Raw genomic sequence first — 26549 nt, 5'->3', positions numbered from 1 at the left:
AGCCCGCTCCCACAGGGTTTTCGGTGAGCTTTAAATGGCGCGGGAATAGGCGAGGACCGATGACAAAAGCAAAAACAGGCAAGTCGGCAGAAGGGTCGCGCAGTCGTTCGCAGATCATCGTGCTGTTCATCGCACTGATCGTGTTCATCATGCTGCTGTTCGCCAACTTCGCCTACCTCAACACCCAGGCCAACTACGACAAGCAGTACATCGGCCACGCCGGTGAGCTGCGGGTGCTGTCGCAACGCATCGCCAAGAACGCCACCGAGGCCGCCGCCGGCAAGGCCGCCGCGTTCAAGCTGCTGAGCGATGCGCGCAACGATTTTGCCCAGCGCTGGGGTTACCTGAAGAAGGGCGACCCGGCCACCGGCCTGCCACCCGCGCCTGCCACCGTGCGCCCGGAAATGCGCGCGGTGCAGCTGGATTGGGAACGCCTGCTGAAAAACACCGACGCGATTCTCTCTAGCGAACAGACCGTGCTCTCGCTGCATCAGGTCGCCGCGACCCTGGCCGAAACCGTGCCGCAGTTGCAGATCGAATACGAAAAAGTCGTCGAAATCCTCCTGCAACGCGGCGCCCCGGCGGCGCAAGTGGCGATGGCCCAGCGCCAATCGCTGCTGGCCGAACGCATCCTCGGCGCGGTCAACACCGTGCTCGCTGGCGACGAAAACTCGCAGCAGGCCGCCGACGCTTTTGGCCGCGATGCCACCCGTTTCGGCCAGGTGCTCAACGGCATGCTGCAGGGCAACCCGACCCTGAAAATCAGCCAGGTCGAAGACCGCGATGCCCGTGCGCGCCTGAGTGAAATTTCCGAGCTGTTCCAGTTCGTCTCCGGCTCCGTGGACGAAATCCTCGAAACCTCGCCGGAGCTGTTCAAGGTCCGTGAATCGGCGAGCAACATCTTCAGCCTGTCGCAGACCCTGCTCGATGAGGCTTCGCACCTCGCCAGCGGTTTCGAAAACCTTGCCGGCGGGCGCAGCACCGACACCATTGGCGGCTACGTCCTGGGCTTGCTGGCACTGGCCTCGATCATCCTGATCGGCATGGTCATGGTCCGCGAAACCAACCGCCAGTTGCGCGAGACCGCCGAGAAGAACGAGCGTAACCAGAACGCGATCATGCGCCTGCTCGACGAGATCGAAGACCTCGCCGACGGTGACCTGACGGTGACCGCCTCGGTGACCGAAGACTTCACCGGGACCATCGCCGATTCGATCAACTACTCGGTCGACCAACTGCGCGATCTGGTCGCCACCATCAACCTCACCGCCGGCCAAGTGGCTGCCGCCGTGCAGGAAACCCAGGCCACTGCCATGCACTTGGCCCAGGCCTCGGAACATCAGGCGCAGCAGATTTCCGAAGCCTCGACGGCGATCAGCGACATGGCCCAGTCGATCGATCAGGTGTCGGCCAACGCCGCTGAATCCTCGGCGGTGGCCGAGCGTTCCGTGGAAATCGCCAACAAGGGCAACGAGGTGGTGCACAACACTATCCACGGCATGGACAACATCCGCGAACAGATTCAGGACACCGCCAAACGCATCAAGCGCCTCGGCGAGTCGTCGCAGGAAATCGGTGACATCGTCAGCTTGATCGACGACATCGCCGACCAGACCAACATCCTCGCGCTCAACGCGGCGATTCAGGCGTCGATGGCGGGGGATGCCGGACGCGGGTTTGCCGTGGTTGCCGACGAAGTGCAGCGACTGGCCGAGCGCTCGTCCGCCGCCACCCGGCAGATCGAAACCCTGGTGCGGGCGATTCAGACCGACACCAACGAAGCGGTGATTTCCATGGAGCAGACCACCACCGAAGTGGTGCGCGGCGCGCGACTGGCGCAGGATGCCGGGGTGGCGCTGGAAGAAATCGAAGGGGTATCGAAGACCCTTGCCGCGCTGATCCAGAGCATCTCCAACGCGGCGCAGCAGCAGACCTCGTCGGCCGGGCAAATCTCGCTGACGATGAACGTGATCCAGCAGATCACCTCGCAGACTTCGTCTGGCTCGACCGCCACCGCCGAGAGCATCGGCAACCTGGCGAAGATGGCCAGTCAGCTGCGCCGTTCGGTATCCGGTTTCACCTTGCCGTCGGCGTCCGCGACGGACAAGGCGTGAGTGGAGTGGTTATGGGTGACCGGCACGACTATGTGGCCCTCGAATGGGTCAAGGGTGAAATTGCCGAAACGCTGAAACAGGCGCATCAGGCGATTGAATCCGTGCTCGATGACCCGCAGGCCGCGCCGGGCCTGGACGAGTGCCTGGCGTTTATTCATCAAGTGCATGGCAGTTTGCAGATGGTCGAGTTCTACGGCGCGGCATTGCTGGCCGAAGAGATGGAGCATCTGGTGGACGCCCTGCAGCAAGGGCGCGTCAGCCACCGCGACGAAGCCCTGCACTTGTTGCTGCAAGCCCTCGGGCAATTGCCGATTTACCTCGATCGGGTGCAGAGCGCCCGCCGCGACTTGCCGTTGGTGGTGCTACCGCTGATCAACGATCTGCGCAGTGCGCGCGGTGAAAGCCTGCTCTCGGAAACCAGCCTGTTCAGCCCGCCACTGCCGGACTTGCCGCCGTTGAGCGAGGAAGCCTTGGCCGCGCTGGAGCCGGCCGAGTGGCCCAACGTACTGCGCAAGTTGCGCCAGATGTTGCAAATGGCGCTGGTCGGGTTGCTGCGCGAGCAGGATGACCAGACGCACCTCGACTACCTGGCGAAAGTCTTCCAGCGCCTCGAAGCGCTGAGCGCCAATGCGCCGTTGAGCCCGCTGTGGCAGGTCGCTTCAGCGCTGGTCGAAGGCATGCGCGAAGGCGCCATCGCCAACAGCCCGGCCTTGCGCAGCCTGTTCAAGGACGCCGACAAGGAACTCAAGCGCCTGCTCGAACAAGGCCCGCGCGGCCTCAATCAGCCGCCTCCGCCGGAGCTGCTGAAAAGCCTGCTGTTCTATATTGCCAAAGCCGAACATCCCACCGGGCAGATGCTGACCATGAAAGATCGCTACTCCCTGGACGACGCGTTGCCCGACAGCGCGATGGTCGACGAAGAACGCGCGCGCCTGGCCGGCCCCGACCGCGATGCGATGCGCTCGGTGCTGGCGGCGCTGTGCGAAGAGCTGGTGCGGGTCAAGGAGCGCCTCGACCTGTTCGTGCGCAGCGACCGTCAGCACACTGCTGATCTGGAGAGTCTGCTGGCGCCGTTGCGACAGATCGCCGACACCCTCGCGGTGCTCGGTTTTGGCCAGCCGCGCAAAGTCATCATCGATCAACTGGCGGTGGTGCTCAGCCTCGCTCAGGGCCAGCGCGAACCGAATGACGCGACCCTGATGGACGTTGCCGGCGCGCTGCTCTACGTCGAAGCCAACCTCGCCGGAATGGTCGGCACCGTTGAGCCGGAAAGTCCCGAAGACGCGCGCCTGCCGACCACCGACCTGACACAGATCCATCAGATCGTGATCAAGGAAGCGCGCATCTGCCTGCAACAGGCCAAGGACATGATCGTCGATTACATCGACGCCGACTGGGATCGCCAGCAACTGCAACCGCTGCCGGAGTTGCTGACCCAGGTGCGCGGCGCGCTCGCGATGATTCCGCTGAGCCGCGCGGCGAGTCTGGTCGAGGCCTGCAACAGCTTCATTCGCGAACACCTGCTGCTCGATCCGCATGAGCCGGGCTGGCAGCAACTGGATCACCTCGCCGACGTCATCACCAGCCTCGAGTATTACCTCGAACGCCTGAGCGACGACCCGCAAGCGCCGAATGAACAACTTTTGGATGTTGCACAAAAGAGCCTCGCCAGCCTCGGTTTCTTTCCTGACGAGCCTTCCGGCGAACCTCACGTGCCGTTGCTCGACGATGTCCTCAGCCCCAGCGAAGCGCTGGTGATGCAGGACCTGCAGACGCTGGACGATCCGCAGACCGTGCAGTCGCTGGCCGAGGTGCTGGCCAGTCCGGTATCGGCAGTCAACCCGCCGGCCTTGATCACCCCCGGCAGCCTGATGCCGCCGCCGCTCGATGAAGCACCGGTGGACGATGAACTGCGCGAAGTGTTCCTCGAAGAGACCGACGAGGTGCTCGAAGTCCTGCACGAATACCTGCCGCGCTGGACGGCTGACACCCGCGACCGCGCCGCCCTGACCGAGTTGCGCCGCGCTTTTCACACCTTGAAGGGCAGCGGGCGCATGGTTCGTGCGCTGATCCTTGGCGAGCTGGCCTGGGCCGTGGAAAACCTGCTCAACCGCGTGCTGGAACACAGCGTCGAGCCTGGCGCGCAGGTGCAGCAGTTGCTCACGGACACGGTGTTGTTGCTGCCGGAACTGATCAGCGAATTCGCCACTCAGCGCCAGCGGCAGCGCCGCGATGTCGATCAACTGGCGGCCCGCGCGCATGCGCTGGCCAAAGGCGTCGAGCCGCTGGCGGCCGAAGACGTCGACGATATGGCGGCCCTCGATCCGCTGTTGCTGGAGATCTTTCGCAACGAGGCTGAAACCCACCTCGCCAGCCTCAACCGCTTCCTCGATCAGGCCGCCGAGCATGTGCCGCTGCCGGCCAGCGACGAATTGCAGCGCGCCTTGCACACGCTCAAGGGCAGTGCGTCGATGGCCGGCGTGTTGCCGATTGCCGAACTGGCCGCGCCGCTGGATAAGCTGGCGCGGGAGTTCAAGGCGCATCAGTTGCCTCTGGATCTGGATGAAGTGGAATTGCTCCTCGAAGCCGAAGGCCTGTTCCGCGTTGGTTTGCGCCAGCTCAAGCACGATCCGCTGGCGCCGATTGTCGGTGCGCAGTCGCTGATCAAGCGCACCGAAACGCTGCTGGCCGACCGCCTGGAAGCGATCCTAAACGCGCCGAACACCGGCCTGCGGATCAAGCGCGATCCGCAACTGATCAACAACTTCCTCGCCCAGGGCATGGACATCCTGCTCGACGCCGAAAGCCTGTTGCAACGCTGGCAGCAACACCCCGGCGAGCGCCAGGAACTCAGTGCGCTGCTGGATGAGCTGACCACTTTGGGCGAAGGCGCGCACCTCGCCGATCTGCTGCCGGTGGATGTGTTGTGCGAAGCCTTGCTCGACCTTTATGGCGCCGTCGAAGAAAGCAGCCTGGCGGTCAGCGACAGGTTTTTCCACGAAGCGCAGAGCGCCCATGAAGCGCTGATCAACATGCTCGACGAACTGGCTGCCGGCCAGGAAATTACCCCGCAGCCGCAGCGCATTCGTGCCCTGCACGAGCTGCTCGATGAAAGCCTCGACCCGTCAGCGATGGGGCTGATCCGCAGCGACGGCAGCCGCACCTTGAACATCAGCGAACTGGGTGCCGCCACCGCCGAACTGTCCCGCGCGAATGCCGAGACGGCGCCAGACGACGAGATCGTCGAGATCTTCCTCGAAGAGGCGGTAGACATTCTCGACAGCGCCGGGCAAGCCCTGCAGCGCTGGTTGAGCGACCCGGACAACACTGCGCCGCTGTCGTCGTTGCAGCGCGATCTGCACACCCTCAAGGGTGGCGCGCGGATGGCCGAGGTCGATGCCATCGGCGATCTGGCCCATGAGCTGGAAAGTCTCTACGAAGGTCTGGTAGATCGTCGCCACAGCTACAGTGAGCTGCTCGGACGCTTGCTGCACAAGAGCCACGACCGCTTGGCGCAGTTGCTTGAACAGTTGCACAACCATCAGCCACTGACCCCGGCGCACGACTTGATCGAAGCGATCCGCCATTTCCGTCAGGGCCAGTCCGGCAGTGCCGAAGCGGCACAGCCGACGGCTGTATCCGACAGCGCAGCGCATGATCCGGAGCTGCTGGACATCTTCCTCGAAGAAGGTTTCGACATCATCGAAAGCTCCGGCGCGGCGCTGCTGCGCTGGCAGGCCGAGCCGGGCAATCGGCAGGAAGTGGAAACCCTGCTGCGCGATCTGCACACACTCAAGGGCGGCGCGCGGATGGTCGAGATCGGCCCGATCGGCGACCTCGCCCATGAGCTCGAATTCCTTTACGAAAGCCTCGCCACCGGCGTGCTGCAACCGTCCGCCGAACTGTTTGCGCTGGTGCAGCGCGGGCATGACCGCCTGGCGCAAATGCTCGACGGCGTACGCGCCGGGCAGCCATGTCCGCCGGCGGATCGGCTGATCAACGCGATCCAGAATTTCAGCCATCCGGCGACCCCCGACACGCCGCCGTTGCTGCCGATTCCGGCCAAGACCGAACCTGCCGCACCCGCCGCCGATGCTGGCGCGGACATGGTCAAGGTCTCCGCCGAACTGCTTGATGAACTGGTCAATCTGGCCGGCGAAACTTCGATTTTCCGTGGACGTATCGAGCAGCAGGTCAGCGATGCGCAAACCGCGCTGAACGAGATGGAAACCACCATCGAGCGCATGCGCGATCAATTGCGCCGGCTCGATACCGAAACCCAGGGACGGATTCTCAGCCGCCAGCAAGTCGATGCCGAGCGTCTCGGTTACGAAGAATTCGACCCGCTGGAAATGGATCGTCACTCGCAGTTGCAGCAACTGTCGCGGGCGCTGTTCGAATCCGCTTCCGACCTGCTTGACCTCAAGGAAACCCTTGAGCGCCGTAATCACGACGCCGAGAACCTGTTGCAGCAGCAGGGGCGGATCAATACCGAATTGCAGGAAGGCCTGATGCGCACGCGCATGGTGCCGTTCGAACGGATGCTGCCGCGCCTGAAACGTATCGTGCGGCAGGTCGCCGAAGAGCTGAACAAGGACGTCGCCTTCATCATCGACAACGCCGAAGGCGAGATGGACCGCAACGTGCTGGAGCGCATGGCGGCGCCGCTGGAACACATGCTGCGCAACGCCGTCGACCATGGCCTGGAGTCAGCCGAAGTGCGGCTGGCGGCGGGCAAACCGGCGCAGGGCACAATCAGCCTGGACTTGTCCCGCGAGGGCGGCGACATCGTTTTCGATATCCGTGACGACGGCGCCGGGGTGCCGCTGGACGCGGTGCGGCGCAAGGCGATCAAGCGTGGCCTGCTCGCACCGGACGCCGAGATCAGCGACCGCGACGTGCTGCAGTTCATCCTGCAGCCGGGCTTTTCCACCGCGGAAAAGATCACCCAGATTTCCGGGCGCGGCGTCGGCATGGACGTGGTTCATGAGGAAGTCCGGCAGCTCGGCGGCACCATGAGCATCGACTCGGTGCCGGGGCAGGGCGTGCATTTCCGCATTCGTCTGCCGTTCACCGTGTCGGTCAACCGCGCGCTGATGGTGCAGTGTGGTGAGGATCAATATGCGATTCCGCTGAACACCATCGAAGGCATCGTCCGGGTGTTGCCGAATGATCTGGAAGCGCACTACCGCAACGATCCGCCGAGCTACCACTACGCCGGCCAGCGTTACGAGTTGTGCTATCTGGGCGAGCTGCTGAAAACCGCGCCACGCCCCAAACTGCTCGGCCAGAGCCTGCCATTGCCGGTGCTGCTGGTGCAGTGCAATGACCGGCACATCGCGGTGCAGGTCGATGCGATGGCCGGCACGCGCGAGATTGTGGTCAAGAGCCTCGGCCCGCAATTCGCGGCGGTGCAGGGGGTGTCCGGGGCGACGATTCTCGGCGATGGCCGGGTGGTGCTGATTCTTGATCTGCTCGCACCGATCCGCGCGATGCAGGCGCGGATCGCCCAGCATCCGGCGCAGGCGGACATCGACAGTGAGCCGCAGAAACCCCTGCTGGTGCTGGTGGTCGACGACTCGGTCACCGTGCGCAAGGTCACCAGCCGTTTGCTCGAACGCCACGGCATGAACGTGCTGACCGCCAAGGACGGCGTCGACGCGATGCTGCTGCTCGAAGAGCACATGCCCGACCTGATGCTGCTCGACATTGAAATGCCGCGGATGGACGGCTTCGAAGTCGCCACCCAGGTGCGCCACGACGAACGTCTGCAGCACCTGCCGATCATCATGATCACCTCGCGCACCGGGCAGAAACACCGCGACCGTGCGATGGCCATCGGCGTCAACGACTACCTTGGCAAGCCGTATCAGGAATCGGTGCTGCTCGAAAGCATTGCCCACTGGAGCAAGAAACATGCATGAGCGCCGCCACAACGCGCGCACCAGCCAACTCACCGGCCTGCTGCTGCCGCTGGCCGACCGCAACCTGATCCTGCCCAACGTCGCCGTCGCCGAGCTCATCGACTATCAGGCCAGCGCCTTCGACCTGGACACGCCGCCGTGGTACCTGGGGCGGGTGAGCTGGCGTGAACGGCAGATTCCGCTGCTGAGTTTCGAGTCGGCGTGCGGGCAGAAAATCGTCATCGGCGAACGCGCGCGGATCGTCATCCTCAATGTCCTTGGTGGGTTGCCGCAGCTGAAATTCATCGCGCTGCTGGTGCAGGGGATCCCGCGTTCATACAAGCTCGACAGCCAGTTGAGTTATGTCGATGTGCCGTTGTGTGCGCTGGAGCAGGCGGCGGTGCAGGTCGGGGAACAGGTGGCCAAGGTGCCGGATTTGTTGGGGTTGGAGCAGTTGTTGGTGGAGGCTGGGCTGGTTCACTGATCCAGCCTTTGTGCTGCCCTGACTGGCCTCTTCGCTGGCAAGCCAGCTCCCACAGTGTCCGCGTCGTATTCGGATTTTGTGAATCACACAAAACCCTGTGGGAGCTGGCTTGCCAGCGATGGGGCCAGTTGAATCAGCAAATTCTTACAGGCAAATCTTCAATTTCTGCAGTGCAATAAACACTTTCCAGCACAGCTGTTTAAAGACACTCAGTGTTACGCCTCACCAGCCTACAAATCCTTGCGCCACTGCCTACGCATGCACCAGAATCCGCCGGCTTGTGCGCCCTCGGCAGGCTGCGTAACTTGATTGCGTCACTGATTCCCAGTGATCGGGTTTAGCAGCCCGTGGTTAATCTAAGGGTGCACATACATCATCGTCAGGCTCAGTGCCTGCATTCGATGGCGGCTGTGCGCAGGGCGCTTCGGCGCGCCGGCTTCCTTAGGTTCCCCGGTCTGCTAACCTGCGTTCAGCTGCCACCCCTTCTTTTAGCAGAGAAGCGGTTCCAGCTTTATTTCGGAACCTGAGAATGATTAAACCAACACCAAACCCGCCGCCAACAGACACGGCATCCCCCTACGAAGCCCCCGAATCAAAGAAATTCCACGAAGCCGCCGAACGCGCCCTCGACCATTACCTCGGCCCGCCAAAACCCGACCTCATGGCCACGCCCTACAGCCCCAACACGCTGTACATGGCCAACCCCGACGCCGACAGCGAATCCCTGTTGGCCGACGCCAGTGAATCGCTCGGCTCGGCCACGGTCATGCTCAACAACCATGCGGCGCTGGTGCAAGGCACGCACCGCAAGACCCTGCAAGGCATCGCTCAGGTGGTGATGGTGGCGGAGATGGCGGTGAATCGGGTGCTCGACAAATTGATGCCAACAGACTGAAAAGCGCAGCATTTCCCCGTAGGAGCTGCGGCACGCTGCGATCTTTTGAACTTGATTCTGAAGATCAAAAGATCGCAGCCTCGTTTCACTCGACAGCTCCTACAGGGGATTTGGGTTGTCACATAGTGGTTGAACAACTCAAATCCCTGTGGGAGCGAGTTTGCTCGCGAAGGCGTCGTCAAACGTTACGCTGACCGTAATGATTCACCACCGCGCTTGATTGATGCCCCCACCCCACACGCCTAACGTAGCTCCACGACAGCGAACCCCGTGGAGTGAGCATGACAACAATAATTTCCCCCGACTCGCGCTGGACGCGGCGGCGTGACGAGAAGCAGCGGCGTCTCGACAAGGTGCGCGGCCTGGCCGACGGTGTGGTACTGCCAAGCGACAAGATCGTCGCCGCACTCGAAGCGTTGATCCATCCCGGCGACCGTGTGGTGTTGGAGGGCAACAACCAGAAACAGGCGGATTTCCTTTCCCGTTCGCTGGCCAAAGCCGATCCGGAAAAGCTGCATGATCTGCACATGATCATGCCCAGCGTCGGTCGCTCCGAGCATCTGGATCTGTTCGAACGCGGCATCGCCCGCAAGCTCGATTTCTCCTTCGCCGGCACCCAGAGCCTGCGCATCAGCCAGTTGCTCGAAGACGGCCTGCTGGAAGTCGGCGCGATTCACACCTACATCGAACTCTACGCGCGGCTGGTGGTGGACCTGATCCCCAACGTCGTGCTCTCGGCCGGGTTCATGGCCGACCGCGCCGGCAACATCTACACCGGCCCCAGCACCGAAGACACCCCGGCACTGATCGAACCGGCGGCGTTCAGCGATGGCATCGTCATCGTTCAGGTCAACCAGTTGGTGGATGACGTCAGCGAACTGCCGCGCGTGGATATCCCCGCCTCATGGGTTGATTTCGTGGTGGTGGCGGACAAGCCGTTCTACATCGAACCGCTGTTCACCCGCGACCCACGGCACATCAAACCGGTGCACGTGTTGATGGCGATGATGGCGATCCGCGGGATCTACGAAAAACACAACGTGCAGTCGCTCAACCACGGCATCGGTTTCAACACCGCTGCCATCGAATTGATCCTGCCGACCTACGGCGAATCCCTCGGCCTCAAGGGCAAGATCTGCCGCAACTGGACCCTCAACCCGCACCCGACGCTGATCCCGGCTATCGAAAGCGGCTGGGTCGAAAGCGTGCATTGCTTCGGCACTGAACTGGGCATGGAGAACTACATCGCCGCGCGCCCGGACGTGTTCTTCACCGGCCGCGACGGCTCGCTGCGTTCCAACCGGATGTTCTGCCAACTCGCCGGGCAGTACGCGGTGGATCTGTTTATCGGCGCGACGCTGCAGGTCGATGGCGACGGGCATTCCTCGACCGTGACCCGTGGCCGCCTCGCCGGTTTCGGCGGTGCGCCGAACATGGGCCACGACCCGCGCGGTCGGCGTCACGGCACCCCGGCGTGGCTCGACATGCGCCACGACGACGCGCCGCAACCGATGCTCGAACGCGGCAAGAAACTCGTGGTGCAAATGGTCGAGACCTTCCAGGAGGGCGGTAAACCGACCTTCGTCGAAACCCTCGACGCAGTGGACGTGGCGAAGAAAAGCGGCATGCCGCTGGCGCCGATCATGATCTACGGCGACGACGTCACCCACCTGCTCACCGAAGAAGGCATCGCCTACTTGTACAAGGCGCGCTCGCTGGAAGAGCGCCAGGCGATGATCGCAGCGGTTGCCGGCGTCACCGCCATCGGCCTACGCCACAACCCGAAAGACACTGAACGTATGCGCCGCGAAGGCCTGATCGCCTTGCCCGAAGACCTCGGCATCCGCCGCACCGACGCCACCCGCGAACTGCTGGCAGCGAAGAGTGTGGCCGATCTGGCCGAGTGGTCCGGCGGCCTGTACAACCCGCCCGCCAAGTTCAGGAGCTGGTAATGCACGCACTCAACCTGCAAGCGAAACCCCTGAGCCTGAGCGAGCGCCTGGCGGATCTGGCGGTGGATGCGCTGATCGACGAAGCCGATCTGTCACCGAAACCGGCGCTGGTCGACCGGCGTGGCAATGGCGCGCACACCGATCTGCACTTGGGCCTGATGCACGCTTCGGCATTGTCATTGTGGCCGGCGTTCAAGGAAATGGCCGAGGCCGCAGTTGATATCGGCGCAGTCGATACAGCGTTGCGCGAAGCGATTGGTCGCATCGGTCGCGAAGGCGAGCAAGCCATGCTTGCGACCACCAACGGGGTGAATACTCATCGCGGCGCCATTTGGGCACTGGGTTTACTGGTGACCGCCGCTGCGCTGGAACCGAAATCTTCAAGTGCCAACGCCGTCTCTGTTCGCGCCGCACGTCTGGCCTTGCTGGATGATCGCTACGCACCAAAACCCTTGAGCCACGGCGCTCAGGTCGCCCTGCGTTACGGCGCACGCGGCGCTCGGGAGGAAGCGCAACTCGGCTTTCCGTCCGTGCTGCAACGCGGCTTGCCGCAACTCAAACGCAGCCGCGCCAACGGCCACGGCGAACAGAATGCCCGGCTCGATGCGCTGCTGGCGATCATGACCGATCTGGCCGACACCTGCGTGCTCTACCGCGCCGGTGAACAAGGCCTGCAGACCATGCAACACGGCGCGCAAGCAGTGCTCGACGCCGGTGGTAGCGCCAGCCTCAACGGGCGTCGGCGCCTGCACGCACTGGATCAACAACTCATCGCATTGAATGCCTCGCCCGGTGGCGCCGCCGACTTGCTCGCCGCCACGCTGCTGCTCGACCGAATCGAGCGCGACGGTATCCTTCAGGGAGCGTTTTGATGGAAATCTTATCCTTTGAATTTCCCGCCGGGCAGCCGCCACGCGGGCGCGCGCTGGTCGGTTGTGTCGGCTCCGGCGATCTGGAAGTGCTGATCGAACCGGGGCTGGCCGGCAAGCTGACGATCAATGTGCAGACCTCGGTCAACGGTGCGCAGCAGCGTTGGCAGCATCTGTTTGCGCGGATGTTCGACGGCACCACGCCACCGGCGATGGCCATCGATATCCACGATTTCGGCGCCACGCCGGGTGTGGTGCGGCTGCGTCTGGAACAAGGTTTCGAGGAGATCGGCCATGACTGACAGCGCAGCGCTGTTGCATAAGCACAGCTTCGTCGAACTCGGTGCGCGGCAACGGGCGAAGGCCTTGCTCGACGCCGGGACTTTCCGCGAATTGCTCGACCCGTTTCAACGGGTCATGTCGCCGTGGCTCGAGCGCCAGGGCGTGGTACCGCAAGCCGATGACGGCGTGGTGATTGCCAAAGGCAGCCTCGATGGCCTGCCGCTGGTGATCGCCGCGATTGAAGGCGCGTTCCAGGGTGGCAGCCTCGGCGAAGTCGGCGGCGCGAAGATTGCCGGCGCGCTGGAACTGGCCGCCGAAGACAACCGCAAAGGCATCCCGACGCGCGCCGTGTTGCTGCTGGAAACCGGTGGCGTGCGCTTGCAGGAAGCCAATCTCGGGTTGGCGGCGATTGCCGATATTCATGCGGCGATTGTCGATTTGCAGCAGTACCAACCGGTGGTCGGCGTGGTCGCGGGCAGTGTCGGTTGTTTCGGCGGCATGTCGATTGCCGCTGCGTTGTGCAGCTATTTGCTGGTGACTCAGGAAGCGCGCCTCGGTCTCAACGGCCCGCAAGTGATCGAACAGGAAGCCGGGATCGAAGAGTACGACTCCCGCGACCGGCCCTTCATCTGGAGCCTGACCGGTGGCGAGCAGCGTTTCGCCAGCGGCTTGGTGGATCGTTACGTCGCCGATGATGTGGCACAGATTCGCCAGCAGGTCGGTGCGTTGCTGCAACAGGGTTTGCCAACCCGGCCGCGCAGTCAGCGCTCCGATTGGTTTCTGCAACGTCTGGCGAGCCTGGACACCGATAAGCAAATCGAGCCTGCGGTGGTTCGCGATCTGTATCAAGGAGAGCGCTCATGAGTGGTTATTCGATGCGCGGTTTGAACTGGTTCAACGCATTGAGCGCGGGTGCGAAAGCGGTGGAAGGTTTGCCGCCGTCGTTGAAGGTGGCCGATGGCGAACTCGGACGCTTTATTGCTGTGGTTGCTGACCCCGACAACCGTTTTCCACGGGCTCGCAACGGCGAAGTCGGTTTGCTCGAAGGCTGGGGCCTGGCCAAGGCGGTGGATGACGCAATCACGGCAGATCGCGACAACACACGGAAACGCCCGATCATCGCCATCGTCGATGTACCGAGCCAGGCTTACGGTCGTCGCGAAGAAGCCCTCGGCATTCATCAGGCCCTGGCCGGTGCGGCGGACAGTTATGCCCGCGCCCGTCTGGCCGGGCATCCGGTGATTGCGCTGCTGGTGGGCAAGGCGATGTCCGGGGCGTTTCTGGCCCACGGTTATCAGGCCAACCGCTTGATTGCCCTGCGCGATCCCGGGGTGATGGTGCATGCGATGGGCAAGGCTTCGGCGGCGCGGGTGACATTGCGCAGTGTCGAGGAACTGGAAGCGCTGGCCGCCAGCGTGCCGCCGATGGCCTACGACATCGACAGCTACGCCAGCCTCGGATTGCTCTGGGAAACCCTCTCGGTGCAGCAGATCGAGCAGCCGACGACGGAGGATCTGACGCGGGTCACCGAGTGCCTGAAACAGGCCATCGACGATATCTCCGGCAATGACTTGAGCAAACGTCTCGGTGCGAAAAACCGTGAGGCCTCCAGCCGCGTGCGTGAACTGCTGAGGGCACAGTGGTGAACTTGCCATTGGCCCACGACCTGCTGTGGGGCATGACTCCTGCGCAGTTGCCAGCGGATGCGCCGCAGTGGGCGATCGAGTCGCTGGCTGCCGGGCAACCGGTGGTGGTGCGGCGCGCGGTGAGTGCAGAAGGTTGGGTCGCGGTGGGTATTCGCGGTGTGTTGCGTGAGCAGCGCCTGGCGGCGTTCATGAGTCTTGATGCAATCGTGCGTCGGATCAGTCCGGAGGCGCTTTGTCATGTCGATTGCGAGCACGATCTGTCAGTGATGCAGGCACTCAAACAACTGCGGCCGATGCTCGATGATTGTGGTTGGGTCTGGGGTGTCAGCGGCAGTGTCGGATTTGAGTTGGCCAGTGGTTTTACCGCGATGCACGCGGCCAGTGACCTCGATCTGATTCTGCGTACCCCGCAGCTGATCACCCGTAATCAGGCACGCAAACTGGTCGCGGGTTTCGATCAGGCTGTATGCCGGGTGGATATGCAATTGCAGACGCCGTTTGGTGCTGTGGCGCTGCGCGAATGGGCCAGCGGTTCGGCCCGGGTGCTGCTGAAAACTCAGCATCAGGCCTGTCTGGTCACTGACCCGTGGAACCCGCAGGAGCAGGCAGCGTGAGCAGCCTGTTGGTGTTCCCCGGCCAGGGCGCGCAGCAACCGGGCATGCTCCAGCGTTTGCCTCGGGCAACCTTGATTGAGGCCAGCGACGTGCTCGGTGAGGATGTCTCGCTGCTCGATTCGGCCGATGCGCTGCGCAGCACCCGGGCGGTTCAGCTGTGCCTGTTGATCGCCGGGGTCGCCGCCTCGCGGCAGTTGCTGCAGGACGGACTCACGGCGGATTACGTCGCCGGCCTGTCCATCGGTGCGTACCCGGCAGCGGTGGTCGCCGGGTCGCTGAGCTTCAGCGATGCGTTGCATCTGGTCAGCCTGCGTGGCGAGTTGATGCAGCAGGCTTATCCACAGGGCTACGGCATGGCCGCGATTATCGGTCTGCAGTTATCCACCGTCGAAACGCTGCTGGCGCAGGTGCACAGCGCGGAGTCGCCGGTGTACCTGGCCAACATCAACGCCGATAACCAGGTGGTGATTGCCGGCAGTGACGCGGCGATGCAAGGGGTGGCGGAACTGGCGCGCAGTCGTGGCGCCGGTCTGGCGAAACGTCTGGCGGTGAGCGTGCCGTCGCACTGTCCGCTGTTGGAAAAACCTGCGCAAATCCTCGCCAAAGCCTTCGCCAAGGTTGAACTGAAGCGCCCGACAATCGCGTACCTGAGTGGCAGCCGCGCGCGTCCGCTGATCAAGCCTGACGCCCTGCGCGACGACCTCGCTTTCAACATGTGCCGCGTGGTGGACTGGCGCGGCACCGTACAAAGCGCCTACGAGCGCGGCGTGCGTTTACAGATCGAACTGCCGCCCGGTGCGGTGCTGACCGGGCTGGCGCGCCGGGTGTTCGAATCGGGCACGGTCACTGCCTTCGACAGTGCGCGTCTGGACACCTTGCAGGCGCTGTTGCGAGAGGAGGGAGACCGCCGACCCTAAACCGCCGCGACTCAGGCTTCGAACAACAAAAACAACATTCGACGATGCACTTTGAGGACTACAACAATGATTATTTACGGTGTGGCGCTGTTGGCGATCTGTACGCTGGCAGGGGTGATCATGGGTGACATGCTCGGCGTGTTGCTGGGCGTCAAATCCAACGTCGGCGGGGTCGGCATCGCCATGATCCTGCTGATCTGCGCGCGGTTGTGGATGCAGAAACGCGGCGGCATGACCAAGGATTGCGAGATGGGCGTCGGCTTCTGGGGCGCGATGTACATTCCTGTGGTGGTGGCGATGGCCGCGCAACAGAACGTCGTCACCGCCCTGCACGGCGGTCCGGTGGCGGTGCTGGCGGCAATCGGTTCGGTGGTGGTGTGTGGCTGCACGATTGCCCTGATCAGCCGCACCCATAAAGGCGAACCGTTGCCTGACGAACCGGTGGAAGTCACCCCGGTCGGTACCCCGGTAGGAGGTCGCTGACATGTGGGCACTCATTGAAAACGGTCTGGAACACAACGGCCTGATCACCGCGTTCGCTTTCGTCGGCGTGATCATGTGGGTCTCGGTGATTCTCTCCAAACGCCTGACCTTCGGGCGCATTCATGGCTCGGCGATTGCCATCGTCATCGGTCTGGTGCTGGCCTGGGTCGGCGGCACCCTGACTGGCGGGCAAAAAGGCCTGGCCGACCTGACGCTGTTCTCCGGCATCGGCCTGATGGGCGGGGCGATGCTGCGGGATTTCGCGATTGTCGCCACGGCGTTCGAAGTGCAGGCGACCGAGGCGAAGAAGGCCGGGTTGATTGGCGTGATCGCGCTGCTGCTCGGTACGGTGTTGCCGTTCATTGTCGGCGCGTGCATGGCCTGGGCCTTCGGCTATCGCGATGCGGTGAGCATGACCACCATCGGCGCGGGCGCGGTGACCTACATCGTCGGCCCAGTGACCGGTGCGGCTATTGGCGCGACTTCGGATGTGATGGCGCTGTCGATTGCTACCGGGTTGATCAAGGCGATTCTGGTGATGGTCGGCACGCCGGTCGCGGCGCGCTGGATGGGCCTGGATAACCCGCGTTCGGCGATGGTGTTTGGTGGTCTGGCCGGGACGGTGAGCGGGGTGACCGCAGGGCTGGCGGCGACGGATCGGCGGTTGGTGCCTTATGGGGCGTTGACGGCGACGTTCCACACCGGGCTCGGGTGCTTGCTGGGGCCTTCGCTGTTGTTCTTCATTGTTCGCGGGATTGTGGGCTAGATCCGGAATTTCAGTTGTCTGCGCTGACGCCTTCGCGAGCAAGCTCGCTCCCACACTTGGAATGCATTCTCCTGTGGGAGCGAGCTTGCTCGCGAAGGGCGCAACTCGGTGTCAGATCTGGCGATTGGCATACATCCGACACTCCGCCAGCAACGCCAGCAGATTCGGATCGCGCTCCTTGGCCTTCAAGAAGACCACGCCAATGTGCTGCTGCAAGCGGTACTTCTCCTGCAACGGGATCAGCTTCACCCGATTCTCGTACACCGCCGCAATCCGCCCCGGCAGCAACGCATAGCCGACCCCGGAGCTGACCATGCTCAGCAGGGTGAAGATGTCGTTGACCTGCATCGCCACCTTCGGCTCGAACCCCGCCTGCTTGAACACCCGGATACCGTCCTGATGCGTAGCGAAGCCCTGGGTCAGGGTGATAAAGGTTTCGTCACGCACCTCGGCCAGATCGACTTCACTGCGTTGGGCGAACCTTGAATCTGCCGGTGTGGCGAGGAAAATGTCGTCGGAGAACAGCGGGATCTGCTCGCAGTCCGGGTCGCTGACCGTGTCGTCCAGCGACACCAGAATCGCGTCGACTTCCATGTTCTTCAGCTTGTACAGCAGGTCGATGTTGGAGCCGAGGATCAGGTCGATGTTGAGTTCGCTGCGGCGGATCTTCAGGCCCATGATCAGTTGCGGTACGGTTTTCACCGTCAGCGAGTACAGCGAGCCGAGTTTGAAGCGTTCAGCGGAGAAGCCGGCGGCCTCGCGGGTCAGGCGCACACTCTCGACCACGTCCTGGATCAGCTTCTGCGCGCGTTCTTCGAGCACGTAGGCGCTTTCCAGGGGCGTCAGGTTGCGCCCTTCATGCTTGAACAGCGGGCAGCGCAGGGCGCTTTCCAGCGAATGGATCGCCCGGTGCACGCTGACATTGCTGGTCTGCAACTCGGCTGCGGCACGCGCCAGATTGCCGGTGCGCATGAAGGCGAGGAACACCTCGAGTTTTTTCAGGGTCAATTCTTCGTCGATCAGCATGGCGCGGACTCTTTTTAGAATGCGTCGATTGTGCCCGGTATGCGCCGCTCTTTGTAGGAGCTGCCGAAGGCTGCGATCTTTTGATCTTTTAAACGGAAACATTGCGCTTTTACGCTCAAGGCCCGAGCCTTGCGCGTTGCGGTAACGAATCTTGAGGTGAGCGACACATGTATCACGGGGAAAAACTCAACGCCTGGACGCATCTGGTCGGGGCCGTGGCTGCGTTTATCGGCGGCGTGTGGATGCTGGTGATTGCCAGCCTCGACGGCAGTCCGTGGAAGATCGTCAGCGTGGCGATCTACGCCTTTACCTTGTTGGTGCTCTACAGCGCTTCAACCGTGTACCACAGCGTGCGCGGGCGCAAGAAAGCGATCATGAAGAAGGTCGATCACTTTTCCATCTATCTGCTGATCGCCGGCAGCTACACGCCGTTCTGCCTGGTGACGTTGCGCGGGCCGTGGGGCTGGACGTTGTTCGGGATTGTCTGGGGGCTGGCGCTGATCGGTATCCTGCAGGAGATCAAGCCACGCTCGGAAGCGCGGATCCTGTCGATCGTGATCTACGCGGTGATGGGCTGGATCGTGCTGGTGGCGGTCAAACCGTTGATCGCGGCGCTGGGCACAGCAGGCTTTGCCTGGCTGGCATCGGGCGGGGTGTTGTACACCGTGGGGATCATCTTTTTTGCCCTGGATCACCGGTTGCGGCATGCGCACGGAATCTGGCATTTGTTTGTGATCGCCGGGAGTCTGCTGCACTTTGTGGCGATTCTGTTTTATGTCCTTTAGAACATCACAAATCCTGTGGGAGCGGGCTTGCCCGCGATGACGGACTGTCAGTCACTCATGTGTTGATGGGGCAACCGCAATCGCTGGCAAGCCAGCTCCCACAGGGACCAGGGTTTGCAGTTGTATCTGCGCGCGTCTGCTGAATATCTGCAACAAGTCGCCGAGGGTATGCGGTGGCGGTTCGGTGGCGCGGGTCACTGCGTACAACGTGATCGGCAAGGGCGGCGCCAACGGGCGGATTACGGTGCTGGTCGGCGAAGCACCGAGTGCCGTGAAAGGGTCGATCACCGCCACCCCGGCGCCAGACTCCACCATCGCCCGCGCCAGCGAATACGTCTGCACGGCGATCCGCACGCGAGGCGGTGGCTCGACCGCTTCCAGGTAGCTGTCGAGTCGGGCAGCCAGCGGGTCGGCGCTGGACAGCCCGATCAGCGGTGCTCCCGCCAACGCCATCAGCGGCAACGGCTGACCGGTTTCTTCCTCCGGCCAGTAACCTTTCGGCGCCAGCGCCACCAACACGCCCGAGGCCAATGCCTGCGCCTTCAATCCCGGATGATCCGGCAACTGCAACGTCAGGGCCACGTCCACTTCGCGCATCAGCAGATTCTGCATCAGCTCGCGGCTGTGGGCGCTGGAGAGTTCGCAGGCGATGTCCGGGAACTGTGCCGTCCATTGCCGGATCGCTGGCGGCAGCAACGACAGCGCCAGCGCCGGGGTCGCGCCGATCCGCAGGCTGTGGCCGGGCTCGCGGCGCAGGCTCTGGGCCAGGCGTCGCACGCCTTGCAGACTTTCCGTGACCTTGTCGACTTCGCGCTCCAGTTCCAGCGCTTCCGGAGTCGCCTGCAATTTACCGCGCACCCGCAGAAACAGCGGAAAGCCCAACTGCTGCTCGGCGTGCTGCAGCACTTTGGTCACCGCCGGCTGAGAGACGTGCAGCAATTGCGCAGCGGCGCTGACCGAGCCGGTCTGGCGAATGGCCTGGAAAATCTCGATGTGGCGAAGGCGCATGGTGAGTCCATAACCTTTGTTTATAAGTCTGGCATCTTTATTCATTGTTCGGCGCCTGTCACCTCACCCTAACCTCAGCCTCGTCTTCACATAGAAATAAGGACGGACATGGCTCAGCGCGTGTGCATCATCGGCGGCGGTGTGATCGGGTTGGCAACGGCCTATGCGCTGGTGCGCGACGGTTTCGAAGTGACTGTGGTCGAGGCGCGGCAGTCGCTGGGCAGCGAAACCAGTTTCGCCAACGGCGGCCAGTTGTCCTACCGCTATGTGGCGCCGCTGGCTGATGCCGGCGTGCCGTTGCAGGCGCTCGGCTGGATGCTGCGCGGCGACTCGCCGCTCAAGCTGCGCCCGCGTCTGGACCCGGCGCAGTGGCGCTGGATGGCGTCGTTTCTCGCCGCCTGCCGCACCTCGGTCAACCGGGAAAACGCGGCGCATCTGTTGCGTCTGGCGCTGTTCAGCCAGAGCACGCTGAAACGCTGGCGCGAGGATGACGGGCTCACCGGTTTCAACTGGCGGCGCAACGGCAAACTGGTGACCTTCCGCAATGCCGGCAACTTCGACCATGCGCGCAAGGGCTTGGCCGATCCGCAGCAACAACAGGTGTTGTCCGCCGCCGAATGTGCGCAGCTGGAACCGGCACTGACCGATGCGCCGTTTGTAGGCGCGATCTACACGCCGGATGAAGAAGTCGGCGACTGTCACGCCTTCTGCCAGCAGTTGGCGGCGCGATTGACGGCGTCGGGTCGCTGCGAGTTTCGCCTCGGTCAGGCAGTCACCGGCATTCGCCACAGCCACGGCGTCGTTACGGCGATTGAGCTTGGCAACGAACCCCTGCCAGTTGAACAACTGGTGATCGCCGCCGGGCACCGAAGCCCCTTGCTGGCGCTGCCCGGCCTGCGCCTGCCGCTGTATCCGCTGAAGGGTTACAGCCTGACCTTGTCGATCGGCGATGAGCATCGGGCGCCGGACGTGAGCATCACCGACTACGACCGCAAGATCGTCTACGCGCGCATCGGCGAACAGTTACGGGTGGCGGCGATGGTCGACATCGTCGGTTTCGACCCGGCGGTAGATCCCGAGCGGTTGGCACTGATCAAGCGCCAGGCCCGCGACACCTTTCCCGATGCCGGCAATTACGACGCGGCTGTGGAATGGGCGGGCATGCGCCCGGCCACCCCCACCGGCGTACCGCTGCTGGGCGCCACGGCGTATCGCAATCTGTGGCTCAACCTCGGCCACGGCGCGCTCGGTTTCACCCTGGCCTGCGGCAGCGGGCAGTTGCTCAGTGAACTGATCGGTCAGCAGCGTACATCCATTGACCTGCACGGGTTCAATCCCCGTGCGGCGTGACAGTTTCTGCTAAAACACCCCAACCACAACGGAGAATAACAATGCAAAAAATCACGTTGCTCGGCTGCACACTGGCGCTGTTCATCGGCGCCCAGGCACAGGCCAATGAAGTGCCGCTGACCGGCGCGCTTGGCAAGATCGCCAGCGCCAACAGCATCACCCTGGGCTATCGCGACGCCTCGGTGCCGTTCTCGTATGTGGGCGATCACACCGGGCAGCCGATGGGGTATTCGGTGGAGCTGGCGGGCAAGATTGTCGAGCGGATCAAGCAGCAACTGGCGTTGCCGGAGCTGAAGGTGAAGTACAACCTGGTGACGTCGCAGACGCGGATTCCGCTGGTGCAGAACGGCAGGGTTGATCTTGAGTGCGGCTCCACCGGGGTGACGGCCGAGCGGCAGAAACAGGTGGCGTTCTCCTACGGTTTCATCTACGTCAAAGGGCAGTTGCTGACCGCAAAGGACAGCGGCATTCACAGCTTCGATGACCTGCGCGGCAAGAACGTGGTGACCACCGCCGGCACCACCAACGAGCGCTATCTGAAGAGCTACAACCTCGACCACAAACTGAACATGTTCGTGATCAGCGCCAAGGATCACGGCGAGGCGTTCCAGATGCTGCAGTCGGGACGGGCAGCGGCCTTCTACATGGACGACGCATTGCTCTACGGCGAGCGGGCCAAGGCGCGGGACCCGCACAACTGGGTCGTGGTGGGGGAGGAACAATCGCGGGAAATCTACAGCTGCATGGTGCGCAAGGATGATCCGCCATTCCTCGCGCTGGTGAACGGCGCGCTGGCCGATTTGTACAGCTCGGGGGAGATCAACGGGATCTACCGTAAGTGGTTCGAACAGCCGATCCCGCCGAAAGGCTTGAACCTTGAGTTCCCGATGACCAGCGAACTCAAGGCAATCATCGCCAAACCGATCAGTGATCCGGTGCAGTGACGGGTTAGAAATCACCCCAAAGCTGCTGAGCCACCGCCAGTGCAACCACCGGCGCAGTCTCGGTACGCAGCACGCGTGGGCCGAGGCGGGCGGCGTGGAAACCGTTGGCCTTGGCTTGCTCGACTTCGGCGTCGGACAAGCCGCCTTCGGGGCCGATCAGGAACGCCAGGGTCGCAGGCTTGGCGTGGCTGACCAACGGCTCGGCCACCGGGTGCAGAACCAGTTTCAGCTCGGCTTCGGTCTGTTTCAGCCAGTCCGCCAGCAGTACCGGTGGATGTATCACCGGCACCCGCGAACGACCGCATTGCTCGCAAGCGCTGATCGCCACCTGACGCCAGTGCAGCAGGCGTTTGTCGGCGCGCTCGTCCTTCAGGCGCACTTCGCAGCGCTCGCTGAAGATCGGGGTGATTTCGCTCACTCCCAGTTCGGTGGCTTTCTGGATCGCCCAGTCCATGCGCTCGCCCCGGGACAGGCCCTGGCCTAGATGGATGTGCAGCGGCGATTCGACTTGGCCGGCGAGCTGCTCGTCGATCTGCACCACCACGCGCTTCTTGCCGACTTCCACCAGCGAGCCGCGAAACTCATGGCCGGAACCGTCGAACAACTGCACCGCATCGCCCTCGGCCATGCGCAACACGCGGCTGATGTAATGCGCCTGGGCTTCCGGCAGTTCGTGTTCGCCGGTGCTCAGGGGGGCGTCGATAAAGAAGCGGGACAGTCTCATTTCGGGTCTCTGGAAAGATGTGAATCAGTTGGATCGGAGTCGACTTCATTCGCGAGCAGGCTCGCTCCCACAGGAAAATGCATTCCAGGGTGGGAGCGAGCCTGCTCGCGAAAGCGGCAGTTCAGGCGCCACAAATTTTCAATCAGCCCGGATCACGGAAGCCCGGGTGGAAATCCTTCGGCACCGCCACGCTGACGCTGTCGCGAGTGGCGATGTCGATGCCTTCGCTGGCGACTTCGGCGAGGAAATCGATCTGCTCCGGGGTGATCACGTACGGCGGCAGGAAATACACCACGCTGCCCAGCGGCCGCAGCAGCGCGCCACGCTCCAGCGCATGCTGGAACACCTTCAGGCCGCGACGTTCCTGCCAAGGGTAGGCCTCTTTCGTGGCTTTATCCTTGACCATCTCGATGGCCAGGACCATGCCGGTCTGCCGCACTTCGGAGACGTTCGGGTGATCAACCAGATGCGCCGTGGCCGAGGCCATGCGCCGGGCCAGCGCCTGGTTGTTCTCGATGACGTTGTCCTGCTCGAAGATATCCAGCGTCGCCAACGCCGCCGCACAGGCCAGCGGGTTGCCGGTGTAGCTGTGCGAGTGGAGAAAGGCGCGCAGGGTCGGGTAGTCGTCGTAGAACGCGCTGTAGACCTCGTCGGTGGTCAGGCACGCCGCCAGTGGCAGGTAGCCGCCGGTCAGGGCCTTGGACAGGCAGAGGAAGTCCGGACGGATGCCGGCCTGTTCACAGGCGAACATGGTGCCGGTGCGGCCGAAGCCGACGGCGATTTCGTCGTGAATCAGGTGCACGCCGTAGCGGTCGCAGGCCTCGCGCAGCAGCTTGAGGTACACCGGGTGATACATGCGCATGCCGCCGGCGCCTTGAATCAACGGTTCGACGATGACTGCCGCCACGCTGTCATGATGCTCTGCCAACGTCTGTTCCATGGCGGCGAACAGATTGCGCGAATGTTCTTCCCAGCTCATGCCTTCGGGGCGCAGGTAGCAATCCGGGCTTGGCACCTTGAGGGTGTCCATCAGCAGCGCTTTGTAGGTTTCGGTGAACAGCGGCACATCGCCGACCGCCATCGCCGCCATGGTTTCGCCGTGGTAGCTGTTGGTCAGGGTGACGAAGCGCTTCTTGTTCGGCTGGCCGCGGTTGAGCCAGTAGTGAAAGCTCATTTTCAGCGCGACTTCGATGCAGGACGAGCCATTATCGGCGTAGAACACCCGGTTCAGGCCCTCGGGCGTCATCTTGACCAGGCGCTCGGACAGCTCGATCACCGGCTGATGGCTGAAACCGGCGAGAATCACGTGCTCCAGCTGATCGACCTGATCCTTGATGCGCTGGTTGATGCGCGGGTTGGCGTGGCCGAACACGTTGACCCACCAGGAGCTGACGGCGTCGAGGTAGCGCTTGCCTTCGAAGTCTTCGAGCCAGACGCCTTCACCGCGCTTGATCGGGATCAGCGGCAGCTGTTCGTGGTCTTTCATCTGGGTACAGGGATGCCACAACACCGCGAGGTCGCGTTGCATCCACTGGTTATTCAGGCCCATTTACAGTCTCCTCGAGGCGGCTCGCGTCAGGCGCGGGCAAACAATCGCGCAAGCCTATGCAATGCATCGCGTCGGAACAACCCATTGTGTCGATTGAGCTACTTTGTATGGGCCGATAGACGTCGCTGGCGGCGTTTTGATGGCTGACGTATTCTTCGCGGTTCTTTGGGTCGTCTGACCCGCAAAAACTGCTTTTTCCTACGTGTATTTCCGGAGTTCGCTGAATGTCTGTCGGTTGGCTGCGCGCCTGTGCGCTGGTGATGTTGGGGCTGTTCAGCGTTACGGCGCTGGCCAAGGATAAAACCGCAATCGTGATCGGCGGCGGCCTGTCGGGCCTGACCGCGGCTTACGAGCTGCAAAACAAGGGCTGGCAGGTCACGCTGCTCGAAGCCAAGCCGAGCCTGGGCGGTCGCTCGGGCATGGCCACCAGCGAGTGGATCGGCAACGACAAGACCCAGCCGGTGCTGAACAAGTACGTCTCGACCTTCAAGCTGAGCACCACGCCAGCCCCTGAATTCGTGCGTACCCCGGGTTATCTGATCGACGGCGAGTATTTCTCCGCTGCCGATCTGGCAACCAAGCAGCCGGCCACCGCCGATGCCTTGAAGCGCTACCAGAAAACCCTCGACGACCTGGCGCGCTCGATCGACGACCCGCAGAACCCGGCCGCGACCAGCACCCTGCATGCGCTGGATCAGATCAACGTGTCGAACTGGCTCGACAAGCAGAACCTGCCGGCCACCGCGCGTCAGTTGATCAACCAGGACATCCGCACCCATTACGACGAGCCTTCGCGTCTGTCGCTGCTGTATTTCGCCCAGCAGAACCGCGTGTATCGCGGCGTCTCTGACCGCGACCTGCGTGCCTCGCGTCTGGTCGGCGGCAGCCAGGTGCTGGCCCAGGCCTTCGTCAAACAGATCAAGACCATCAAGACCAACTCGCCGGTGTCGGCGATCACTCAGGACAAGGACGGCGTGACCGTCAAGGTCGGCAGTGTCGGCTACCAGGCTGATTACGTGGTGCTGGCCGTGCCGCTGCGCGCACTCAACAAGATTGCGCTGACCCCGGCGCTGGACGCGCAGCACCTGGCCGCGATCAAGGGCACCAACTACGGCTGGCGCGACCAGATCATGTTGAAGTTCAAGACGCCGGTGTGGGAAAGCAAGGCGCGCATGTCCGGCGAGATCTACAGCAACGCAGGTTTGGGCATGCTCTGGATCGAACCGGCGCTGAAGGGCGGCGCCAACGTGGTGATCAACCTGTCCGGCGACAACGCTCGCGTGATGCAGGCGTTCGGCGACAAGCAGATGGTCGATCAGGTGTTGATCCGTCTGCACGCGTTTTATCCACAGGCCCGTGGCTCGTTCACCGGTTATGAAATCCGCCGCTACAGCACCGACCCGTCGATGGGCGGCGCCTACCTGGCTTACGGCCCGGGCCAGATCAGCAAGTTCTGGCGCCTGTGGGAGCGTCCGCTGCAACGTGTAGCGTTTGCCGGTGAACACACCGACACCCTGTACCCGGGCACCCTGGAAGGCGCGCTGCGCACTGGTCAGCGTGCGGCCAGTCAGGTTGAAGACCTGGCCGCCGGCAAGTCGTTTGAACCGGCCAAAGTAATTCCGGCTGCAGCAGCGGCGGGCGCGGCGGGTGCCGTGGCGGCGAAGAAGGGTAACTTCTTCAGCAACCTGTTTGGCGGTTCGGATGACGAGAAGAAGCCAGAGCCTGCGAAGGCGCCTGAGCCGGCTCCAGCTCCAGCTCCAGCGGCGCCAGCGCCTGCACCGACTCCGGCACCTGCGCCAGCTCCGGTGGAAGCGCCGAAACCAGCGACTCCGGTGAAAGCCGAGCCGGCGAAGAAAGCGCCAGCCAAGCCTGCGGCGAAGAAACCTGCAGCGAAAACCGAGGCGAAAAAGGCCCCGGCCAAGCCTGCGGCGAAAAAGGCTGAGCCGGCGAAGAAGCCAGCGGCCAAGCCTGCTGCAGTGCCGGCTCCGGCGGCAGGCACGGACAGCAAAGCGCAGTAAGGCTTTGCGGTGAATGAAAAGCGCGGCTTCGGCCGCGCTTTTTTATTGCCTGTGAGAACCTCATCGCGGGCAAGCCCGCTCCCACAGATTTTGCGGTGAGCGCAGAGTTTGTGTGCGCTATTGTCCACTGTGGGAGCGGGCTTGCCCGCGATGAGGCCTGTTCATACAGCACATCATCAGGATCTTCCACCTGACATCCCGCCACACTTTTCCCGGTTAA

At 63.0% G+C, this 26549-nt stretch carries 21 protein-coding genes; 17 read left to right on the top strand and 4 right to left on the bottom strand.

Annotated elements, in window-relative coordinates; genetic code table 11:
* Positions 1-59 precede the first annotated feature (59 nt).
* The 13 genes from GTQ41_RS25900 to madM all read left to right on the top strand — a co-directional run bounded on the left by GTQ41_RS25900 (position 60) and on the right by madM (position 16925).
* A complete protein-coding gene (locus GTQ41_RS25900) occupies positions 60-2114 on the top strand; it encodes a methyl-accepting chemotaxis protein (RefSeq protein WP_047297130.1) in 2055 nt (684 codons plus the stop codon).
* Between the two features lie 11 nt (positions 2115-2125).
* Entirely contained in the window at positions 2126-8038 is a 5913-nt protein-coding gene (locus GTQ41_RS25895; RefSeq protein ID WP_047297129.1) for an Hpt domain-containing protein, read from the top strand.
* Positions 8031-8501, top strand: a complete 471-nt coding sequence (locus tag GTQ41_RS25890; protein WP_217325382.1) for a chemotaxis protein CheW — start codon at positions 8031-8033, stop codon at positions 8499-8501. Before GTQ41_RS25895 ends, GTQ41_RS25890 begins: the two co-directional genes overlap by 8 nt.
* A gap of 529 nt (positions 8502-9030) precedes the next feature.
* Positions 9031-9396 (top strand): hypothetical protein, encoded by a 366-nt coding sequence (locus GTQ41_RS25885; protein WP_047297128.1) that lies wholly within the window; start codon positions 9031-9033, stop codon positions 9394-9396.
* 281 nt (positions 9397-9677) lie between these two features.
* Complete coding sequence (mdcA, locus tag GTQ41_RS25880; RefSeq protein WP_217325381.1) at positions 9678-11348, top strand: malonate decarboxylase subunit alpha; 1671 nt, start codon at positions 9678-9680, stop codon at positions 11346-11348.
* A complete protein-coding gene (locus GTQ41_RS25875; protein ID WP_047297126.1) occupies positions 11348-12220 on the top strand; it encodes a triphosphoribosyl-dephospho-CoA synthase in 873 nt (290 codons plus the stop codon). Before mdcA ends, GTQ41_RS25875 begins: the two co-directional genes overlap by 1 nt.
* On the top strand, positions 12220-12519 hold the full coding sequence (locus GTQ41_RS25870) for a malonate decarboxylase subunit delta (protein ID WP_047297125.1): 300 nt from the start codon (positions 12220-12222) through the stop codon (positions 12517-12519). Before GTQ41_RS25875 ends, GTQ41_RS25870 begins: the two co-directional genes overlap by 1 nt.
* On the top strand, positions 12512-13363 hold the full coding sequence (locus tag GTQ41_RS25865) for a biotin-independent malonate decarboxylase subunit beta (RefSeq protein WP_047297124.1): 852 nt from the start codon (positions 12512-12514) through the stop codon (positions 13361-13363). The genes GTQ41_RS25870 and GTQ41_RS25865 overlap by 8 nt, the downstream gene beginning before the upstream one ends.
* On the top strand, positions 13360-14145 hold the full coding sequence (mdcE, locus tag GTQ41_RS25860; RefSeq protein WP_047297123.1) for a biotin-independent malonate decarboxylase subunit gamma: 786 nt from the start codon (positions 13360-13362) through the stop codon (positions 14143-14145). Before GTQ41_RS25865 ends, mdcE begins: the two co-directional genes overlap by 4 nt.
* Positions 14139-14759 (top strand): malonate decarboxylase holo-ACP synthase, encoded by a 621-nt coding sequence (locus GTQ41_RS25855; protein WP_047297122.1) that lies wholly within the window; start codon positions 14139-14141, stop codon positions 14757-14759. The genes mdcE and GTQ41_RS25855 overlap by 7 nt, the downstream gene beginning before the upstream one ends.
* Entirely contained in the window at positions 14756-15676 is a 921-nt protein-coding gene (mdcH, locus tag GTQ41_RS25850) for a malonate decarboxylase subunit epsilon (protein WP_047297121.1), read from the top strand. The genes GTQ41_RS25855 and mdcH overlap by 4 nt, the downstream gene beginning before the upstream one ends.
* Before the next feature lie 66 nt (positions 15677-15742).
* Positions 15743-16159: a malonate transporter subunit MadL gene (gene madL / locus GTQ41_RS25845; RefSeq protein WP_003229065.1), complete on the top strand. Its 417-nt coding sequence runs from the start codon at positions 15743-15745 to the stop codon at positions 16157-16159.
* A gap of 1 nt (position 16160) precedes the next feature.
* Positions 16161-16925: a malonate transporter subunit MadM gene (gene madM, locus GTQ41_RS25840; protein ID WP_047297120.1), complete on the top strand. Its 765-nt coding sequence runs from the start codon at positions 16161-16163 to the stop codon at positions 16923-16925.
* Between the two features lie 111 nt (positions 16926-17036).
* On the opposite strand, the gene GTQ41_RS25835 is transcribed toward madM, so the two are convergent.
* Positions 17037-17951: a LysR substrate-binding domain-containing protein gene (locus GTQ41_RS25835; RefSeq protein WP_047297119.1), complete on the bottom strand. Its 915-nt coding sequence runs from the start codon at positions 17949-17951 to the stop codon at positions 17037-17039.
* A gap of 167 nt (positions 17952-18118) precedes the next feature.
* Here GTQ41_RS25835 and GTQ41_RS25830 point away from each other — a divergent pair, with 167 nt between their 5' ends.
* The gene (locus tag GTQ41_RS25830) at positions 18119-18736 is read left to right on the top strand and encodes a hemolysin III family protein (protein WP_007964065.1); all 618 of its coding nucleotides are present in this window, start codon (positions 18119-18121) and stop codon (positions 18734-18736) included.
* A 51-nt stretch (positions 18737-18787) separates the two neighbouring features.
* Here GTQ41_RS25830 and GTQ41_RS25825 read toward each other — a convergent pair whose 3' ends face one another.
* A complete protein-coding gene (locus GTQ41_RS25825) occupies positions 18788-19744 on the bottom strand; it encodes a LysR family transcriptional regulator (protein WP_047297118.1) in 957 nt (318 codons plus the stop codon).
* A 108-nt stretch (positions 19745-19852) separates the two neighbouring features.
* Between GTQ41_RS25825 and GTQ41_RS25820 the strand changes: the two genes are divergently transcribed.
* Positions 19853-21094: a D-amino acid dehydrogenase gene (locus tag GTQ41_RS25820; RefSeq protein ID WP_047297117.1), complete on the top strand. Its 1242-nt coding sequence runs from the start codon at positions 19853-19855 to the stop codon at positions 21092-21094.
* Positions 21095-21135: 41 nt separating this feature from the next.
* Entirely contained in the window at positions 21136-22038 is a 903-nt protein-coding gene (locus GTQ41_RS25815) for a transporter substrate-binding domain-containing protein (protein ID WP_217325380.1), read from the top strand.
* A gap of 4 nt (positions 22039-22042) precedes the next feature.
* Here the strand turns inward: GTQ41_RS25815 and GTQ41_RS25810 are convergent, their stop codons facing one another.
* Together GTQ41_RS25810 and GTQ41_RS25805 are read right to left on the bottom strand one after the other, a co-directional pair.
* Positions 22043-22762, bottom strand: a complete 720-nt coding sequence (locus tag GTQ41_RS25810) for a 16S rRNA (uracil(1498)-N(3))-methyltransferase (RefSeq protein WP_047297115.1) — start codon at positions 22760-22762, stop codon at positions 22043-22045.
* Positions 22763-22904: 142 nt separating this feature from the next.
* A complete protein-coding gene (locus GTQ41_RS25805; protein ID WP_047297114.1) occupies positions 22905-24311 on the bottom strand; it encodes an adenosylmethionine--8-amino-7-oxononanoate transaminase in 1407 nt (468 codons plus the stop codon).
* Positions 24312-24535: 224 nt separating this feature from the next.
* On the opposite strand from GTQ41_RS25805, the gene GTQ41_RS25800 reads away from it, so the two are divergent.
* The gene (locus GTQ41_RS25800; RefSeq protein WP_047297113.1) at positions 24536-26329 is read left to right on the top strand and encodes a flavin monoamine oxidase family protein; all 1794 of its coding nucleotides are present in this window, start codon (positions 24536-24538) and stop codon (positions 26327-26329) included.
* Positions 26330-26549 lie beyond the last annotated feature (220 nt).

The sequence above is a fragment of the Pseudomonas sp. AN-B15 genome, from assembly GCF_019056475.1.
GTDB classification, from domain to species: domain Bacteria; phylum Pseudomonadota; class Gammaproteobacteria; order Pseudomonadales; family Pseudomonadaceae; genus Aquipseudomonas; species Aquipseudomonas parakoreensis.
The sequence above is the reverse complement of the archived record's forward strand: the minus strand, read 5'-3'. Positions and strand labels throughout refer to the sequence as shown.